At 43.4% G+C, this 18,356-nt stretch carries 21 protein-coding genes and 1 pseudogene; 15 read left to right on the top strand and 7 right to left on the bottom strand.

The features are described 5' to 3' along the window. Positions 1-32 precede the first annotated feature (32 nt). On the bottom strand, positions 33-2,579 hold the full coding sequence (plsB, locus tag EC846_RS11895) for a glycerol-3-phosphate 1-O-acyltransferase PlsB (protein WP_062846622.1): 2,547 nt from the start codon (positions 2,577-2,579) through the stop codon (positions 33-35). A gap of 278 nt (positions 2,580-2,857) precedes the next feature. On the opposite strand from plsB, the gene EC846_RS11890 reads away from it, so the two are divergent. Together EC846_RS11890 and EC846_RS11885 are read left to right on the top strand one after the other, a co-directional pair. Continuing rightward, positions 2,858-3,730, top strand: coding sequence for an acyl-CoA thioesterase (locus EC846_RS11890; protein ID WP_123775278.1), 873 nt, complete (start codon positions 2,858-2,860; stop codon positions 3,728-3,730). Between the two features lie 126 nt (positions 3,731-3,856). After that, the gene (locus EC846_RS11885; RefSeq protein ID WP_123775277.1) at positions 3,857-5,098 is read left to right on the top strand and encodes a dicarboxylate/amino acid:cation symporter; all 1,242 of its coding nucleotides are present in this window, start codon (positions 3,857-3,859) and stop codon (positions 5,096-5,098) included. A gap of 56 nt (positions 5,099-5,154) precedes the next feature. Here EC846_RS11885 and EC846_RS11880 read toward each other — a convergent pair whose 3' ends face one another. From EC846_RS11880 to EC846_RS11855, 6 genes are all read right to left on the bottom strand, one after another. Then, the gene (locus tag EC846_RS11880) at positions 5,155-6,096 is read right to left on the bottom strand and encodes a metal-dependent hydrolase (RefSeq protein ID WP_004775895.1); all 942 of its coding nucleotides are present in this window, start codon (positions 6,094-6,096) and stop codon (positions 5,155-5,157) included. 132 nt (positions 6,097-6,228) lie between these two features. Continuing rightward, complete coding sequence (gene yihA, locus EC846_RS11875) at positions 6,229-7,005, bottom strand: ribosome biogenesis GTP-binding protein YihA/YsxC (protein WP_004775894.1); 777 nt, start codon at positions 7,003-7,005, stop codon at positions 6,229-6,231. An 84-nt stretch (positions 7,006-7,089) separates the two neighbouring features. Further along, a complete protein-coding gene (locus tag EC846_RS11870) occupies positions 7,090-7,542 on the bottom strand; it encodes an RrF2 family transcriptional regulator (protein ID WP_069578180.1) in 453 nt (150 codons plus the stop codon). A gap of 79 nt (positions 7,543-7,621) precedes the next feature. Beyond that, positions 7,622-8,833: an NO-inducible flavohemoprotein gene (gene hmpA, locus EC846_RS11865; protein ID WP_123775276.1), complete on the bottom strand. Its 1,212-nt coding sequence runs from the start codon at positions 8,831-8,833 to the stop codon at positions 7,622-7,624. 141 nt (positions 8,834-8,974) lie between these two features. Continuing rightward, positions 8,975-10,525, bottom strand: a complete 1,551-nt coding sequence (locus EC846_RS11860; RefSeq protein ID WP_047430504.1) for a helicase HerA-like domain-containing protein — start codon at positions 10,523-10,525, stop codon at positions 8,975-8,977. A 21-nt stretch (positions 10,526-10,546) separates the two neighbouring features. Beyond that, complete coding sequence (locus tag EC846_RS11855) at positions 10,547-11,740, bottom strand: PLP-dependent transferase (RefSeq protein ID WP_123775275.1); 1,194 nt, start codon at positions 11,738-11,740, stop codon at positions 10,547-10,549. A 169-nt stretch (positions 11,741-11,909) separates the two neighbouring features. Between EC846_RS11855 and EC846_RS11850 the strand changes: the two genes are divergently transcribed. The 13 genes and pseudogenes from EC846_RS11850 (at position 11,910) to rplN (ending at position 18,353) form a co-directional block, all read left to right on the top strand. Beyond that, positions 11,910-12,638 (top strand): type 1 glutamine amidotransferase, encoded by a 729-nt coding sequence (locus tag EC846_RS11850; RefSeq protein ID WP_004775889.1) that lies wholly within the window; start codon positions 11,910-11,912, stop codon positions 12,636-12,638. A gap of 226 nt (positions 12,639-12,864) precedes the next feature. Next, positions 12,865-13,176: a 30S ribosomal protein S10 gene (gene rpsJ / locus EC846_RS11845; protein WP_000070912.1), complete on the top strand. Its 312-nt coding sequence runs from the start codon at positions 12,865-12,867 to the stop codon at positions 13,174-13,176. A 58-nt stretch (positions 13,177-13,234) separates the two neighbouring features. Continuing rightward, positions 13,235-13,873, top strand: coding sequence for a 50S ribosomal protein L3 (gene rplC / locus EC846_RS11840; RefSeq protein ID WP_004775888.1), 639 nt, complete (start codon positions 13,235-13,237; stop codon positions 13,871-13,873). An 11-nt stretch (positions 13,874-13,884) separates the two neighbouring features. Further along, positions 13,885-14,487, top strand: a complete 603-nt coding sequence (rplD, locus tag EC846_RS11835; RefSeq protein WP_004641072.1) for a 50S ribosomal protein L4 — start codon at positions 13,885-13,887, stop codon at positions 14,485-14,487. Continuing rightward, entirely contained in the window at positions 14,484-14,804 is a 321-nt protein-coding gene (gene rplW / locus EC846_RS11830) for a 50S ribosomal protein L23 (protein WP_004641070.1), read from the top strand. The genes rplD and rplW overlap by 4 nt, the downstream gene beginning before the upstream one ends. A gap of 11 nt (positions 14,805-14,815) precedes the next feature. Continuing rightward, positions 14,816-15,640: a 50S ribosomal protein L2 gene (gene rplB / locus EC846_RS11825; RefSeq protein ID WP_004660349.1), complete on the top strand. Its 825-nt coding sequence runs from the start codon at positions 14,816-14,818 to the stop codon at positions 15,638-15,640. 13 nt (positions 15,641-15,653) lie between these two features. Then, positions 15,654-15,929, top strand: coding sequence for a 30S ribosomal protein S19 (gene rpsS / locus EC846_RS11820; RefSeq protein WP_004775885.1), 276 nt, complete (start codon positions 15,654-15,656; stop codon positions 15,927-15,929). An 11-nt stretch (positions 15,930-15,940) separates the two neighbouring features. Then, positions 15,941-16,270: a 50S ribosomal protein L22 gene (gene rplV, locus EC846_RS11815; protein ID WP_004657676.1), complete on the top strand. Its 330-nt coding sequence runs from the start codon at positions 15,941-15,943 to the stop codon at positions 16,268-16,270. Position 16,271: 1 nt separating this feature from the next. Beyond that, a pseudogene (gene rpsC / locus EC846_RS11810) lies at positions 16,272-17,088 on the top strand (30S ribosomal protein S3). Beyond that, positions 17,028-17,441 (top strand): 50S ribosomal protein L16, encoded by a 414-nt coding sequence (rplP, locus tag EC846_RS11805; RefSeq protein WP_004657678.1) that lies wholly within the window; start codon positions 17,028-17,030, stop codon positions 17,439-17,441. Before rpsC ends, rplP begins: the two are co-directional and overlap by 61 nt. Beyond that, positions 17,441-17,638 (top strand): 50S ribosomal protein L29, encoded by a 198-nt coding sequence (rpmC, locus tag EC846_RS11800; protein WP_000849927.1) that lies wholly within the window; start codon positions 17,441-17,443, stop codon positions 17,636-17,638. The genes rplP and rpmC overlap by 1 nt, the downstream gene beginning before the upstream one ends. After that, positions 17,635-17,892 carry a 30S ribosomal protein S17 gene (gene rpsQ / locus EC846_RS11795; RefSeq protein WP_004657679.1) on the top strand — a complete coding sequence of 86 codons (258 nt, stop codon included), beginning with the start codon at positions 17,635-17,637 and terminating at the stop codon, positions 17,890-17,892. Before rpmC ends, rpsQ begins: the two co-directional genes overlap by 4 nt. A 92-nt stretch (positions 17,893-17,984) precedes the next feature. Next, the gene (gene rplN / locus EC846_RS11790; protein WP_004657680.1) at positions 17,985-18,353 is read left to right on the top strand and encodes a 50S ribosomal protein L14; all 369 of its coding nucleotides are present in this window, start codon (positions 17,985-17,987) and stop codon (positions 18,351-18,353) included. Positions 18,354-18,356: the final 3 nt, after the last annotated feature.

Here is an 18,356-nt window from a genome sequence, read left to right as displayed (position 1 = left end):
GAAAAAGGCAACCGAAGTTGCCTTTTTTATGCTTATGCTTTCTTACGTTTTAGGCGACGTTTGGCTTGCTGTGATGCCATTGCTTCCAATGCCTCAGCTAGTTCTTCATCACTAAAAGTGGTGATGTGCTGTAGCATTTGTAAGGTGGTTTCATCCAGCACCAGTTGTGCCCCAGCTGCCATTTCACTGAAATTATCATCATATTCAATGAAGCCTTGCTCATTGTTACGAATGTAATTTTGCTGAGTCAGTACTTTAATAAAGCTTTGGAATAGCGCTTTATCGAAGAACTCTGGCGAGTTGAATTCATACAGCACAGACAGGCGCTGGCCAAGTAAATGGCTTAGTTCTTCCACTTGTTTGGTTGAGATATTCCCTGAACCACGTTGTGTGATCAGTGCCAGCGTCATGTAGTAACGTTCTAGGCTCTGTTTCACTGGCATTGCCAATGTAACCAGTTTTTGATGTTCTTCGCTGTTTGGTGTTGGGCTAAACAGGTTGCCATCGTTATCTTGGAAAATCAGGCCAATCTTCACCAATGCATCGATATAGCTATCAATCTTTTGCTGTAAATCACTCACTTGCCATTTCATGAACAGTTCAGCTTTCAAGAATGGATATAAGGTGCGAATCACGTTGCTTAAATCATTCTTGTGAATTTTTCCGTTGTGCTCAACTAGAGAAGCGACCAGTGACGGTAATACAAAGGCATGCAGGATATTATTACGGAAGTAAGTCAGCAAGACTGCTTGGTTATCTTCAATCGCAATAATATCGCCTAATACATGTTGTACGCGTTTAATCAGTTTCAGCTTAAGACCATAGGCAACGATTTCTTTACCTGATAATGAAGTCACTTGAGTGCGTTCATCATAAGGTTGCTGGGTTGCCAAATCACGATAGATGTCGAGTTGTTTTGCACAGATCTCTTCATCCAAAGTGTGTTTTGGTGTTGCAAGCAAGATTAAAGAAAGTAAGGAAACTGGATTGATCACCACTGCACGGTTGATATTTTCCAGGATCAGATGCGCTGAGTCTGCAACGACCGTCGAAATCTCGGTAGAGCTTGGTACATCAGTCGGGTTTTGCTCGATATTATTCTGCTTCAGAATGTCATTCAGGAACACAGGTTCGCCGAAGTTCACATGCACTTTACCGAAGATGCGTTCAATTTTGCGTAAGGTTCTTACGATACCAAAAATTGACTCGGCTTCTTTTGGCTTACCTTGCATTTCACCGACATAGGTTGAGCCTTCCATCAGACGCTCATAACCGATATAGGTGGGTACAAATACGATTGGTTTGGCAGGGCCACGTAAATGCCCTTGAATGGTCATCGCCAACATACCTGTTTTCGGTGGTAATAAACGCCCTGTACGTGAACGACCGCCTTCAATGAAGTATTCGATTGGGGTGTTGCGCGATAAGATGCTGTATAAATATTCTTTAAATACAGAGGTATAAAGTGCATTGCCACGGAAAGAGCGACGAATAAAGAATGCACCGCCACCCCGTAATAACTGGCCTACAAATGGTAAGTTGAGGTTATCACCTGCTGCGATATACGGAATCATCAAGCCGCGTTTATAAATCACGTATGACAATAATAAATAGTCGATATGGCTACGGTGGCAAGGGGTGTAAACGATTTCGTAGTCTTTTGCCAGTTCACGAACCGTACTGAAGTTATGGACTTCAACGCCGTCATAGAGCTGTGTCCATAAACGGGTTAAGGCCATATCGGCAAAACGGACTGCAGATGCCGAATAATCAGAGACGATTTCATTGACATAGCCAATTGCACGACGTTCTGCTTCGAGCATACTGATTTTATGCTGAATGCTTTCACGACGAATCGCATCTTGCACTTCAGGTGACTTGATTACCGATTGCATCACATTACGGCGATCTGATAAATCGGGGCCGAGAACCACTTCACGCTGTTGATCGAGGTAAGTGTCTAGTGAGCTGGCAATATAGGTTGCTGGTGAAACATTTGGATGATTGGTCTTGGCATAGTCGACCAGTTCACGTAGCGATTGTGGTTCATGAAACTCTAAATAAGATTGTCGGCCGTGCAGACCAATATTCATCAACTGTTTGACTGTACCCGGGGTTGCCCATGTATCAGAGAATAAAAGTTTGAACCAGGAATCTTCTTTGTCTGGCGAACGTCCCCAAAGTACCGTAACAGGCACGAGTTGAATATCAACATCAGGATGTTGTTCCAGTGCTTCAACAAGTTGTAATAGGCGGGGAGGGAAGGTTTGCGTATTAAAGAAATTATTTTCGTTGTGGTGTAAAAACAGGACTGAGTTTTTTTCTTGGTATGATCCAAAACTCAACGGATCCAGTGCCGGTTTTAAATTGAGGCGACGGGTCTCACCATCGACCACCAATGCGTTACTACGCGAATAATTCTGTAAAACATAGCAAACTAACTTATTTGATTCTGTTGTGTTTTGCTCTGCTGTGGTGGATTCTGTAGGAACTTCACCAAGAACATGTGGGGTTACCACCAGGTCAAGTAACTTACTCGAAAGTTGGCGATACATTTGACCAAATCCAGTCTTGGACATTACAAACTCCTAAATCATAATCCTGGCATCGATTCATGATGAACACGACATTCTGCGGTATTCTTACATAAAACGGTATGTTATTTTCTGACAAAATATAGCGTATTTGGTAGATTTTATCGTTAAAAATCGTATTTTTAGCAGTTATAAATACGATTAACGTGACGGATGAATCATTTTATCCTGACCATTGTCATTTGAATTTGTGGCACAATCAAAATTATCAACCCTGAAAGGATTGGTTGATCTCTCCCCCATTGATGTTGGAAGAATATTACATGAATGCGTTAACTCAAGAATTGGTTGAACTTTTGACTCTGGAAAAGCTGGAACAGCATATTTTCCGAGGCAATAGCCGCAATTTGGTAGGCAAACGGGTATTCGGCGGACAGGTTCTTGGACAGGCCTTGAGAGCAGCGTCATATACGACGGATCGTCCGGCACACTCTTTACATGCCTATTTCCTGTACGGGGGCGATGTCAATGCACCGATTATCTATGAAGTCGACCCACTTCGAGATGGTAAGAGTTTTGCCAGCCGACAGGTGCGTGCCATTCAACATGGGCGTACTATTTTTTCTGCGATGGTATCTTTTGCCTATCCAGAAGAAGGGTTGAACTATCAGCACAAAGAGTCAGAATATCCTGCGCCTGAAACATTAAAGTCAGAAAATGAACTGAAAGAAAGTCTGATTAATTTCGTGCCTGAAAATGTGCGTGCCAGCTTTATGCGTGAACGTCATGTTGAGATTCGTCCAACGCAGTTAATCAATCCATTTCAGCCTCAACCTGAAGCTCCATTTTATGCGCACTATATTCGTACCCACGGTACGATTCCGAAAGATCTGGATGAAATCTCATTACATCAGGCCATTGTTGCGTTCTATTCGGACTTTACTCTGATGACCACGGCATTGCGTCCACACGGTTTATCTTGGATTTCTCCGAATCTGCAATGTGCCAGTATTGATCACACCATTTATTTCCATCGTCCGTTACGTGCTGATGAATGGATGCTCTACGATATGGAAGCAACGGTGAGTGCCAGCTCTCGCGGTCTGAACTTTGGGCGGATGTGGCAAAATGGTCAGCTGGTCTGTAGTACAGTTCAGGAAGGTTTGATTCGGCTCAGAGAAATCGAAACCCAATAAAAATAAGCCCATACTAAAGCCATCATTATGATGGCTTTTTTTAGCATAAGGCTGACAAAAAATTGCTCGATTCTTCAACATGAGCATGCCATAGTAAGGTGAAGTTAAAGAGCTTTATCAATCACAATGAATTTAAATACACAGATTTTGATTGCAGCCGTGCTCGGTGTAGCATTTGGTTTTCTGCTGATTGCTTATCCGCAAACGGCATTTGTTGACTACAGTCTATATGGTCTCGGTGTCTTAAGTAGTATCTTTATTGGCTTGCTGAAAATGCTACTGATCCCATTGATCTTTAGTTCAATTGTGGTGGGTGTTTCCAATTTACAGGCAGGCGGTCAATTTGGTCGGGTCTGGAAAATTACAGCGTTGAGTTGTTTTACCACTACGACTTTGGCTTTGATTTTAGGGATCAGTTGTGCGCATTTGTTTGATGTGGGCAAAGGTGTCGATATCCAGCTGTTTCAGGCTGCCATGGATAATCACCAAACACCCGATACCTTAACGCCGTCCAGCTTTTTCACTACTTTTATTCAAAATACCTTAATTAATCCATTTAAAGCATTCAGCGAAGGCAATGTGCTTGCGGTGGTGGTGTTTGCTTTATTCCTTGGCGTGGCCTTGGTCAAGGGCGGGGAACGTTTTGCTTTAGTCCGTAATATTAGCCAGCAATTTTTTGACATCATGATGATGCTGGTGGGCTGGGTAATGAAGCTTGCGCCGATTGGTATTTTTGCGTTATTGGCGAAGTTGATTGCGACTGAAGATTTGTCCGTGCTCAGTCGTCTGGTCGAGTTTGCTGCGGTGGTGACAGGGACAACTATTTTTCATGGAGTGGTGGTGTTACCTGCCTTGCTCTGGATCTTCGGACGTATGAATCCGATCACCTTTTTCAGAGGTGCGAGAACTGCATTGGTCACCGCATTTGCCACCAGCTCAAGTTCTGCGACCATGCCATTGAGTATGAAATGTGCTCAGGAAAATCTGGGAGTGCGACCACAAACCGCAGGTTTTGTGATTCCACTGGGTACGCAGTTAAATATGGATGGTACGGCACTGTATGAGGCAGCCGCAGCTTTATTTATTGCGAATTTGATGGGACTGGATCTAAGTTTAACTCAGCAAGTTATCGTTTGTTTAACCGCGATGATTGCTTCATTGGGCGCACCGGGTATTCCAAGTGCAGGCATGGTCACCATGATCATGGTATTACAATCTGTGGGACTACCCGCCGAAGCGATTGCGATTTTACTGCCGATCGACCGTGTCTTAGATACCGTACGTACGGTGGTCAATGTACAGGGTGACATGATGATTAGCGTGGTGGTAGATCGTTATGCTAAACAGGCAGAGGCTGAAGCAGGTTAATCTGAATTGGAATAAAAAAAGCAGGAGATCACTCCTGCTTTTTTTATCTTTAAAGTTTAAGCGGCTTGTTGTAAAGCGCGTTTTGCGGCTGGTGAATTGTTTAAGTAATTCACGGCATCTTGAGTATTACCTTCCTTAACAGGGTCGTACCACGGCATTAAATAATCCAATTGCTGTGCCACTAACCATGCTGGACCCGGCAAAATTTTAGAATCTTTTAATGCTATCTTCGACCATTCAATCCAGATCCATGGCTTGAACACACTTGGCTTCTTATCAGCGAAACGTGGATCCTGACTCATGATATGCGCTGCGCCGTCGACCCAGAGTCCTAAAACGCCCGCAATGACTGCAACACTTAGGTAGTAACGTGCGATATAACTACCACCTAAATGACGGTAAAGATCAAAGGCAACAGTGCGATGTTCAATTTCTTCCGACCCGTGCCATTTAATTAAATCAAGCATTTCAGGATCGGCGCCCAGTTCTTCCCAGCGTTTGTTGTAAAGCGCATATTTACCTAATACACAAGTCATATGCTCAACGGTGGCAATCACTCCGAGACGGAATAAATCCCATTGATGATCAAGAGCTTTTGGAATTTCTTTACCAAAAGGTTTATCTGCCAAAGCTTTGGTGAATAAGAAATCCATGATGTCGAGATTGCGCTGAATATCGATATTGCGTTGGCTGAGATATTCCTTGTTGGCAGAGGTGTGCGCAACGGCATGCATGGCTTCTTGACGAATAAATGCCTGCACATCCTGTTTTAGTTTTTCATCGGTAATTTCAGGGAGGACTTTGTTATATAAACGGCAAAACCAAAACTCACCAGCAGGTAAAATATTGTTAATTTCATTAATAAAATAGCTGGCAAAAGGCTGGTTTGGAATCCAATCCACTGGTGTATTTTCCCAATCAAATTTAACTTTGCGCGGGAGGATTTTATAGTCAATCGAAGAACCAAGTTTGTTCTTCACAAATGATAGTAATTTCATTGTTGTTTAGTCCTAATCGATAGTGCAATGAACCAACACTAAGCAGTATATGTAAACTACCTAGTGTTTGTGTTTAGCAATTCGGGACAATTAAAAATTATTTAATGCATCAAGTTGCATAAAATGCATTTTTTATTCTTCTACGTCAGTTTCTGAGGCTTCAGGGATCTGATCGAGGTCAAATTCAGTTGGTTGATCGAGGGTGAAATTCAAGCGACCTGCCATCACACTGGCCAGTTCTTCTAAGCCGATTCGGTTCAATGACGAGAACAACTGAATTGAGAAGTCAAGCTTCATCTTTTTCAGTTGCTGTTTAACTTCTAACAGCACTTTGTTGGCAGGGCCACGGTTCAGTTTATCCGCTTTGGTCAAAAGGATATGCACGAATAAATGACGTGAATGTGCCCATTCCAGCATCATCAAGTCAAAATGTTGCAATGGATGACGAATATCCATTAATAACACCAGACCTTGTAAGCTCTTACGGTGAATCAGGTAATTTTCCAATTCTTTTTGCCACACGATTTTCATGGCTTCCGGAACAGCTGCGTAACCATAACCAGGTAAATCGACCAGACGCTGATCAGGGTTACCTAAACTAAAAAAGTTGATCATTTGAGTACGACCAGGTTTTTTAGAAGCACGTGCGAGTTGCTTTTGATTGGTTAAAGTATTGATGGCACTGGATTTACCCGCATTAGAGCGACCAGCAAATGCAATTTCATAGCCTGTATCTTCTACGCATAAAGACAGTTTTGGCGCACTCATCAAAAATTCAGCTTGGCGTAACCAAGTGAGAGACTGTACTGCATATTCAGTCACTGCAGGGTCAGCTTTTTTCTCATAACTGATTTTTTGTTTGGGAGCGAGTTTGGCTTTGGTGTCTTTGGATTTTTCACTGCGACGCATAGAAGCTTACTTTTGAATTGAAATAGCAACGACCATTATAAAGGATGTGACGGCTTCGTGCGAATCTTGATGTTGAAGTGCTTATTAAGCTTTCTGTGACAATTCTAAAAAGTTAATTTCTGAATGGATCGGAGAAGGAATAATACCGTGCTGAACCACTTCACCGAGGGTATATTGATTCAGACTTTGATAAAAGCTTTCTAGTGCCTGATCTAAAATACCTTTGAGACCGCAATGGGAGCGTAATACGCAGGGCGGGGTATTGCACTCAACAATTTGATGGCTCCCTTGCAAGGTTCGGACAATTTCACCTAACTTCAAGCTCTTGGCTTCAGGGTTTAGGCGAAGACCGCCTCCTTTGCCACGAATGGTCACAATCCATTGCTGTTTGCCCATGAAGTGAACCACTTTCACCAGATGATTTTGTGACACATGTAAGTCCTGCGCGATATCTGCAATCGTATACGGTACATCACTCGGGCGAGCGACATACATCAGGATTCTGAGTGCATAATCTGTAAACTTATTGAGTTGCATGTGGTTTCGCTCAATCTGGAGCAATAAATAGAAAAGGCTAGTCTATCACAGGCTAGCCTTATACAAAATGCGGTGTAAATTAGCTGAGCTTAACGCCACCTGTACCAAAGGCTTCGCTGTGAATATTTTCAGCAGGGATACCGCGTGCTACCAGTGCCTTGTGTTGCTCTGCCATAAATGGCATCGGCCCACATAAATAGTAATCGGCATTGGCTGGTAATAACGCTGCATCTAAGGTGCGGAGGTCTAAACGACCAGCGACATCATAATCTTCACCGAGCACATCTGCTGCATGTGGAAATTCATAAGCAGTGAATGTGCTCAAACGTGGATACTTGCTTTTCAGTTCATGAATATGCTTCTTCATGGCATGGACTTGGCTACTACGACATGCATGAATAAAGCTGACAGGCTGTGGCATATCTAAAGTCACCAATTGATTCAGCATCGCAATCATTGGAGTTAAGCCGACACCACCACTGATAAATACATTGCGTTTGTTACTGTCGATTAAATAGAAGTTTCCTGTCGGTGCAGACACTTCAATTTCTGAACCTTCAGCTAAACCATGTAATGTGCTTGATACCCAACCACCAGCAAGTTCGCCTTTTTCATCTTCACGTTTCACTGAGATACGTAGGTAATCTGCCTGTGGGCTAGTTGAAAGTGTGTATTGGCGGGGTTGTCTTAAATTAAGCTCAGGTACGAACACACGAACTGAAATATATTGGCCTGCTTCATATTTTGGTAATTCCCCACCATCAACAGGCGCAAGGTAGAAAGAGGTGATTTCGTCACTTTCTACGACTTTCTTGGCGATTTTGAAATTACGCCAGCCTAACCAGCTACCTTTGGTTTGTTGATGTTGGTCATAAATCGCTTTTTCAGTACTGATAAATAAATCAGCCAATTGACCATAAGCCGCAGCCCATGCACCAATTAATGGATCTTCCATTGAAATATTCAGTACTTCACTAATGGAATGCAGCAGGTTTTCACCCACGATGCCGTAATCTGGTGACTGAATATTTAAGCTGACATGTTTATGCGCAATCAGTTCAACCACCGGTAAAAGCACAGAAGGATCTTCAATGTTCTCTGCATAAGCTAAAACTGCCCCCGCAAGCGCCTGTGCCTGTGCACCACTGCGCTGATGTCCCATGTTAAAGGTTTCTTTTAAATCAGGGTTGTTACCCAACATGCGGTTATAAAAGTATCCAGTCAGCGCTACGCCGTTTTCACGAAGAACTGGAACTGTTGCTTTAACAAGGTCAATTTGCTGCGGAGTCATAGGAGATCTCTCTTGGCTATCATTTATAAGATGTATTTAAAATATACCTTTAAAAAAAGATTTGCAATGCTAAATTAAATAAAAGCCATAAAAAAATTAAGGGATAATAAATTATCCCTTAACTTTCAATTGAGTATTGTTTTATTTTTTGCCGAAGAGGGAGCCGAGTAGACCACGCACAATTTTCTGTCCAGTACTACCACCTAGACTACGCGCAGCACTTTTGGCAAATGTTCCTACGATATCCTGTGTCAGCTTCTCACGGTCACGTTGTGCTTTTTCAGCAGCTTTTTGCTGTTCACGGGCAAAACGTTCTTGCTCTTTGGCTTGTTGCTTGGCGAGCGCTTCCTGTTCTTTACTTTGTTGTTGTGCTAGATCATCGGCTTCTTTTTGCTGGGATTGTTGCAGCACTTTCTTTTGCAGCATTTCATACGCACTATCCCGATCCACCGCTTGATCGTAAACACCAGCGACAATGCTTTGAGAAATGATCACTTGGCGTTCTTCGGGACTAATCGGCGTAAATGATGAGTAGGGCGGCATTACCCAGCCGCGCTCTACGATTTGTGGTGTGCCTTGTTCATCTAGACAGCTAATTAATGCTTCACCAACTGCGAGTTCGGTAATGGCTTGATCAACTTTAAACTCTGGATTGGCGCGGAAAGTGTCTGCGGCAGTTTTGACAGCTTTCTGGTCTTTAGGGGTAAAAGCACGTAAAGCATGTTGTATGCGATTCCCGAGTTGTCCTAAAACGCTTTCAGGTAGATCCAGCGGATTTTGAGTAATAAAGTAAATCCCAACACCTTTAGAACGGATCAGACGAACCACTTGTTCAATTTTTTGTTGTAAAGCTGGACTGGCATTGTCAAATAACAGGTGAGCTTCATCAAAGAAGAATACCAGTTTTGGTTTATCCATATCACCGACTTCTGGTAGTTGTTCGAACAGTTCCGACATCATCCAGAGTAAGAAAGTGGCGTACAGCTTCGGGGTATTCATTAGCTTGTCAGCAGCTAAGATATTGATATAGCCATGTCCATTGGTATCGGTCTGAATGAAGTCGAGGATATTCAGACTTGGTTCACCAAAGAATTGTTCTCCACCTTGATCGCCTAAGGCCAGTAAATTGCGTTGAATCGCGCCTAGACTGGCAGGAGAGAGATTGCCATATTCAGCTTTTAGTTCAGCAGCATTTTCACTGACGTAGGTCAGCATTGCTTTTAGATCTTTAAAATCGATCAGCAGTAAGCCCTGATCATCAGCAACACGGAACACGGCCGAAAGGACACCTTCTTGTGTATCGTTCAGATTAAGCATTTGCGCCAGCAATAAAGGGCCGATTTCTGAAATCGTGGTACGGATCGGGTGACCTTGTTGAGCAAATAAATCCCAGAAAATGACAGGAGAAGCGGCAAATGGAACGGGTTCAAGTTGTAAGGTTTTCAGTCGTTCATCAAATTTAGGATTACTCTCGCCAGCTTTGGCAAGGCTAGAGACATCGCCTTTGGCATCGGCGAGGAAGACGGGTACACCGAGTCTGGAAAAGCTTTCTGCCAGTACTTTTAAAGTAACGGTTTTCCCCGTACCTGTTGCACCAGCAATCAAGCCATGTCGGTTTGCAAATTTAGAATGCAAAACAATATCTTGTGTTGTATCTGTGGTTTTTTTAGCAATAACGATTGGTGTACTCATTCTTCACCTGTTTTTTTGATCTCAATCGAGCTGTTTTAATGCGTTTTGAATATCTTGGATTAAATCTTCTGGATGTTCTAGTCCTATACAGAAGCGCACCAATAAACCTTGTTGTAAATGTGTATTTTCCAGCGAACGCATCTGCTTTAAATCATAGAGCATGGCTAGGCTGACTGGGCCACCCCAGCTAAATCCAAGTTTAAACAATTTCAAGTTATCACAGAATTGTCGAACCGCCGTCAAGTCATAGTTGGCTTTAAAAATGACACTGACCAAGCCTGCGCTTTTGCCTGTGGTACAAATGTCTGACCAGAACGAATGACCTGCTGAATCTGGTGAGCTTGGATGTAAAACCTGACTAAATTGAGGCTGTTGTTTTAGCCATTCCAGCAACACACGGGCGCTTTGTGCTTGCTGTTCATAGCGGAGCGACATGTGAGCCAGACTACGCTGAATCTGAGCAGTATCATCGCCTGATACAGAGATCCCTTGAATGGCATGCATGCGATAGAGTTTGTGATGCAACTGTTGATCACGGGTCACCACTGAACCCATGAGAATATCGCCACCGCCGCTTGGATATTTGGTGAGTGCATGTACGATGATGTCGACCGCTAAATGTTCGTCAGAGAAATCGAAGGCATTAAAAGCAAGTCCTGCACCCCATGTGTTATCTAATGCAGTGAGTACATTGGCTTGTTGGGCTTTCTTGACCAGATTTTTGAGATCGGGAAATTCTAAGGTGACTGAGCCGGCTGCTTCGAGCCAGATTAATTTGGCTTTCTCTGTGGGTTGAAAGCTGGCTGCATCAACTGGATTATAAATTTTAACGCTGATGCCGTACCGGTCTTGCAGATTATTCAAATGTTCAAGGTTAGGGCCATAGATATTGTCGGCGACCCACACCTCATCACCAGTGCTTAGAAATGTACTGTTCACCAGATTAATTGCAGATAAGCCGCTGGGTGTAAGCAGGCAATAATTTCCGCCTTCAATTCTTGCAATATTGTCCCCTAATGTAAAAGTAGTTGGGGTGCCGTGTGTGCCATAACTATAGTCATAGGCATCGGTCCAGTGGCGATCAAAAAGGTGCGCTGTTGTTTTAAAAATAATCGTAGATGCACGAAATAGGGGAGGCTGGATGGTTTCTATGTATTGAGGGGCTTTACGTGGTGCATGAATGAGATCAGTTTGTGCTTTATTGTGAGTTGTCATAGGGCAAAATTAAATCAATAGAATGCGTCTCAGGTTAAGAGAAAATGATGAAAGCTGCTAGTGCTTTGCTGCTTTTGTACAGAATCGGTACAGATTCAGGTCATCAATAAAAACTGGCTTTATTTTTGCTAAGACTAATCATCATTCTAACGATAATAGGTTTTCGCGCATGAAGTCGCATTTAAGAGTGCATTATTTTCAGCACATCGCTGGCGAAGGTTTTGGCAGTTGCTATGACTTTTTAAAAGCACATCACGCAAAAATTACAGCAACAGAATTTTTTGCATTACCTGTAGATTTACCTTTGGAACTTGAAGCGCTGCCACGCGTAGATGAAGTTGATCTCTTGATTATTATGGGGGGAACGATGAGCGTGAATGATGAGGCGAATTATCCCTGGTTAAAATTAGAAAAAAGGTGGCTAAGACGTTATCTAGCTGCGGGAAAACCTGCTATTGGGTTGTGTCTGGGTGGACAATTGATTGCGAATGCCTTGGGTGCAGCAGTCAGTCGTAATCCTGATCAGGAGCTTGGCTGGATGGATGTAGGACGTGCTTCACATATTCCAGAGCAATGTTTCCAGATACCAGAACAATTGAATATTTTACAGTGGCATAGTGAAACGTTTGAAATTCCCAAAGGCGCAATACGTCTAGCGGAAAATAAGGTGTGTTTGAATCAGATGTATCAAATTGGACGCAATGTATTGGGATTCCAGTTTCATCCAGAGATGACACCACATGCCTTGGCTCTGTTGATTGAGGGGGAGGAAGAGATGGCTGTTTTTAATGGAAGGTATGTACAGCCTATTGCTGAATTAAAAAGAAGCTTGAAAAGTAAATTTGAGCAGGGAAACCGTTTGCTGAATCAGGCGATTGATTATGTGGTGAGTGCTTGAGCTGACAAAATGCTTAAAAAATGAAAAGAAGAATTGCATAAGACTTAAACAATCGTTATAATGGGCGACCCTCAAATGGAGGGCGTTTACTACGAAGAAAGTAGTCAACGCATTACAGTCGTGGCATCGATCACGACCATAGTGATTTTCACTGCCCTTGACACTTACCAAAAGGTGAGGTGCGTCATGGGTGATTCTTTATATATTTGGCTTGGAGTTTACTGGTATGTCTAACCAGAGAATTCGTATCCGTTTGAAGTCTTTTGATCATCGTCTGATTGATCAATCTGCTCAAGAGATCGTAGAAACCGCTAAGCGTACTGGCGCACAAGTGTGTGGTCCAATTCCGATGCCTACTCGCATCGAACGCTTCAACGTTCTTACTTCACCACACGTCAACAAAGACGCTCGTGATCAGTACGAAATCCGCACTTATAAACGTTTGATCGACATCGTTCAACCAACAGATAAAACTGTTGATGCATTGATGAAGTTAGATCTTGCTGCTGGTGTTGATGTTCAGATCGCTTTGGGTTAAGGCTTTCGGTTGATTAACTTTTAAGTTAATTAGGCCGCTTTATTAGAGGTTTATGCACATGGCTATTGGTTTAGTCGGTCGCAAATGTGGTATGACTCGCGTCTTTACGGATGCTGGTGTATCTGTACCTGTTACAGTTATCGAAGTCGATCCAAACCGCATTACGCAAATCAAAACACTTGAAACTGATGGTTATCAAGCAATTCAAGTAACTACTGGTGAACGTCGCGAATCGCGCGTAACTAACGCTCAGAAAGGTCACTTCGCGAAAGCTGGTGTTGCTGCTGGTCGTTTAGTTAAAGAGTTCCGTGTTACTGAAGCTGAGCTTGAAGGCCGTGAGGTTGGTGCTTCTATCGGTGTTGATTTGTTCACAGTTGGTCAAATTGTTGACGTAACTGGTCAATCAAAAGGTAAAGGTTTCCAAGGTGGTGTTAAGCGTTGGAATTTCCGTACGCAAGATGCTACTCATGGTAACTCTGTATCTCACCGTGTATTAGGTTCTACAGGTCAAAACCAGACTCCTGGTCGCGTGTTCAAAGGCAAGAAAATGGCTGGTCACTTAGGTGACGAACGCGTAACAGTTCAAGGTCTTGAAATCGTATCTATTGACGCTGAACGTTCTGTTTTAGTTGTTAAGGGTGCTATTCCTGGTTCAACTGGCGGTGACGTTGTTGTACGTCCTACCATCAAGGCCTGAGGGGAAATACTGTGAATTTAAAAACTGTTTCCGGCTCTGCTGTTGAATTGTCTGAAGTTGCTTTCGGACGTGAATTTAACGAAGCTCTTGTACACCAAGTTGTTACAGCTTATTTAGCTGGTGGTCGTCAAGGTACTCGTGCTCACAAATCACGTGCAGATGTTTCTGGCGGTGGTAAAAAACCATTCCGTCAAAAAGGTACTGGTCGCGCTCGTGCGGGTTCTATTCGTAGCCCTATCTGGGTTGGTGGTGGTAAAACTTTTGCTGCTCGCCCACAAGATTGGTCTCAAAAAGTAAACCGTAAGATGTACCGCGGTGCAATGCAATGTATCTTAGCTGAACTTGTTCGCCAAGATCGTCTTGTATTAGTTGAAGAGTTTGCTGTTGCAGCTCCAAAAACTAAAGAATTGCTTGCAAAGCTTACTGACTTGAATGCAACTCGCGCATTGATCATTACAGATGCTGTAGATGAGAACTTGTATCTCGCAGCTCGCAACCTTCCACACGTTGATGTGGTTGATGCTACCGCTATTGATCCTGTTAGCTTGATCGCATTTGATAAAGTTGTAATGTCTGTAGCTGCTGCTAAGAAAATTGAGGTAGAACTCGGATGAACAACGAACGTATCTATCAAGTCCTATTAGGACCAGTATTCTCAGAAAAAGCACAAGTTTTAGGTGATACTGCTGGTGTTCAAGTGTTCAAAGTTGCATTAAATGCAAACAAACTTGAAATCAAGAAAGCAGTTGAGCAACTCTTCGGTGTTGAAGTTGTAAAAATCAATACAACGATCACTAAAGGTAAAACAAAACGCTTTGGTAAAACATTAGGACGTCGTTCTGATGTGAAAAAAGCATACGTCACCCTGAAAGCTGGCCAAGATGTAGAAATGGCTGACTTGGGCGATACCGCTGAAAACGCAGCGGAATAAGGACGAGAATTATGCCAATTCAAAAATGTAAGCCAACGTCTCCAGGACGTCGCTTTGTAGAGAAAGTGGTTCATGACCACCTTCACAAAGGCGCTCCTTATGCACCGTTGGTAGAAGCTAAAAAACGTACTGGTGGTCGTAATAACAATGGTCACATCACTACACGTCACGTGGGTGGTGGTCATAAGCAAAACTACCGTATTGTTGACTTTAAACGTAATAAAGATGGTATTCCAGCGACTGTAGAGCGCATCGAATACGATCCTAACCGTACAGCTCATATTGCTTTATTGAAATATGCTGACGGTGAACGTCGCTACATCATTGCACCTAAAGGTTTACGTGCTGGTGATAAAGTTCAATCTGGTAACGATGCTCCAATTCGTCCAGGTAACTGCTTACCACTTCGTAACATGCCAATCGGTTCTACACTTCACAACCTTGAACTTAAAATCGGTAAAGGTGCTCAATTAGCACGTTCTGCTGGTACTTCAGTTCAGTTGTTGGGTCGTGATGGTTCTTACGCTATCGTTCGTTTACGTTCTGGTGAAATGCGTAAAGTCCATGTTGAATGTCGTGCTGTAATTGGTGAAGTTTCTAACCAAGAAAGCAACCTTCGTTCATTGGGTAAAGCTGGTGCTGCGCGCTGGCGTGGTATTCGTCCTACCGTTCGTGGTATGGCGATGAACCCAGTAGATCACCCGCACGGTGGTGGTGAAGGGCGTAGTAAAGGTATTCAACCTGTAAGCCCATGGGGTCAAAAAGCTAAAGGGTACAAGACACGTACCAACAAGCGTACGACTAAGATGATTATTCGCGACCGTCGCGTCAAGTAAGGGAATCTGAATAATGCCTCGTTCATTAAAAAAAGGTCCATTCGTCGACGCACATTTGTTCGCTAAGGTTGAAGCTGCTGTAGCTGCTAACAACCGTAAGCCGATCAAAACTTGGTCACGTCGTTCAATGATCCTTCCAGACTTTGTTGGTTTAACAATTTCTGTTCACAATGGCCGTAACCACGTTCCAGTAATTGTTACTGAACACATGGTTGGTCATAAATTGGGTGAATTCGCGCCAACTCGTACCTATCGTGGTCACGGTGTTGATAAGAAGTCTAAACGTTAATAGGTGCTATGATGGAAGTAACTGCTAAATTACGCGGTGCCGCTATCTCGGCACAAAAAGCACGTTTAGTTGCTGATTTGATCCGTGGTAAGTCGGTTGCACGTGCGATAGACATTTTAAACTTCAGCAACAAGAAAGCAGCTGTGCTCGTTAAAAAAGCACTTGAATCTGCAATCGCGAATGCTGAACACAACAACAGCTTAGATGTTGATGACCTTAAAGTAACTACGATTTACGTTGATGAAGGCATGAGCCTTAAACGTATCATGCCACGTGCTAAAGGCCGTGCAGATCGTATTACTAAGCGTACTTGTCACATCACCGTTAAGGTAGGGGTTTGATATGGGTCAGAAGGTTCATCCAATCGGTATCCGCCTAGGTGTTGTGAAACGCCATAACGCTAACTGGTATGCGAATCCGAAGCAATACGCTGAATACTTGCTTAAAGATCTTCAAGTTCGTGAGTTTTTAATCAAAAAACTTAAAAACGCGATGATCAGCAATATTCTTATCGAACGTCCTACAGGCGCTGCTAAAGTAACTATTAGCACTGCTCGTCCTGGTATCGTTATCGGTAAAAAAGGCGAAGATATTGAGAAATTACAGCGCGAACTCACCAACATCATGGGTGTTCCGGCTCAAGTTAGCATCAATGAAATTGATCGCCCTGACTTGGACGCACGTTTAGTTGCTGAAGCAATTGCTTCTCAATTAGAAAAGCGTGTTATGTTCCGTCGTGCTATGAAGCGTGCGGTTCAAAACACAATGCGTGCTGGCGCTAAAGGTATCAAAGTTGAAGTTTCTGGCCGTTTAGGTGGTGCAGAGATCGCTCGTACTGAGTGGTATCGTGAAGGTCGTGTACCTTTGCATACACTTCGTGCTGACATCGACTATGCAACTATGCGCGCAGAAACAACATACGGTACGATCGGTGTTAAAGTTTGGATTTTCCGTGGTGAGATCTTAGGTGGCATGAAACAAGTCATGAACCCTGCTCCTGCTGAAGAGCGTCCAGCTAAACGCGGTCGTGGTCGTGGTGAAGGTCAAGAGCGTCGTGGTCGTCGCGGTGACCGTGCTGCTGACAAGGGAGAATAATCCATGTTGCAACCTAAACGTACCAAATTCCGTAAAGTGCACAAAGGCCGTAACACTGGTCTAGCGCATCGTGGTAGTACAGTATCATTTGGTTCGATTGCAATTAAAGCAACTGAACGTGGTCGTATGACTGCGCGTCAGATTGAAGCTGCACGTCGTACCATTAGCCGTCGTATCAAACGTGGTGGTAAAATCTTCATCCGCGTATTCCCAGACAAACCAATTACCGAAAAACCATTAGAAGTTCGTATGGGTAAAGGTAAAGGTAGCGTGGAATACTGGGTTTGTCAGATCCAGCCAGGTAAGATCCTGTACGAAATTGAAGGTGTTAGCGATGAGTTAGCGCGTGAAGCTTTTGCTTTAGCTGCTGCTAAACTCCCGTTTAAAACCACTATCGTGACTCGGACGGTGATGTAATGAAAACTAAAGATCTACGTGAAAAGTCGGTAGAAGAGTTGAAAGCTTTGCTTGATGAGCAACAGCTTAACCAATTCCGTCTTCGTATGGCGAAAGCAACTGGTCAACTAGGCAAATCGCATGAAGTGCAAATTGCTCGTAAGACAATTGCTCGTATCAAGACACTCCTTACCGAAAAACAGGGGAACGGACAATGAGTGAAAAAACAGTCCGCACGTTAACCGGCAAAGTCGTAAGCGACAAAATGGACAAGTCTATTGTTGTGCTTATTGAACGCCGCGTTCAACACCCGTTGTATGGCAAATCAATCCGCCGTTCAACTAAATTACACGCTCATGATGAGAACAATGTTGCTAAATTAGGCGACTTGGTAACCATCAAAGAAAGCCGCCCAATTTCTAAAACTAAAGCTTGGACTTTAGTGGAAGTAGTTGAAGCTGCTGCTGAGTAATTAGACGTTCTTGTTGCATCATCGGACAATTTCGAGTACTCTTTGAGCCTTTCGAAATTGTGACCGGTGATGCTCGGTTTTGGAGTAGGGCAATGATTCAAACCGAAAGTATGCTCGACGTAGCAGACAACAGTGGTGCACGCCGCGTACAATGTATTAAAGTACTTGGTGGTTCACACCGTCGTTATGCTTCAGTTGGCGACATTATTAAAGTTACTGTAAAAGAAGCAATCCCACGCGCACGTGTTAAAAAAGGTGACGTGATGAATGCTGTAGTTGTTCGTACAAAGTTCGGCATCCGTCGTCCAGACGGTTCAGTTATTCGTTTCGACGATAACGCAGCTGTTATTTTGAACAACAACAAAGCTCCGATTGCTACTCGTATCTTCGGACCAGTGACTCGTGAACTTCGTACTGAACAGTTCATGAAAATCATTTCATTGGCTCCTGAAGTACTATAAGAG

It is taken from the genome of Acinetobacter sp. BIGb0102 (assembly GCF_003815055.1).
In the GTDB taxonomy this organism is placed as follows: domain Bacteria; phylum Pseudomonadota; class Gammaproteobacteria; order Pseudomonadales; family Moraxellaceae; genus Acinetobacter; species Acinetobacter vivianii.
This window is presented reverse-complemented; position numbering and strand designations above follow the sequence as displayed.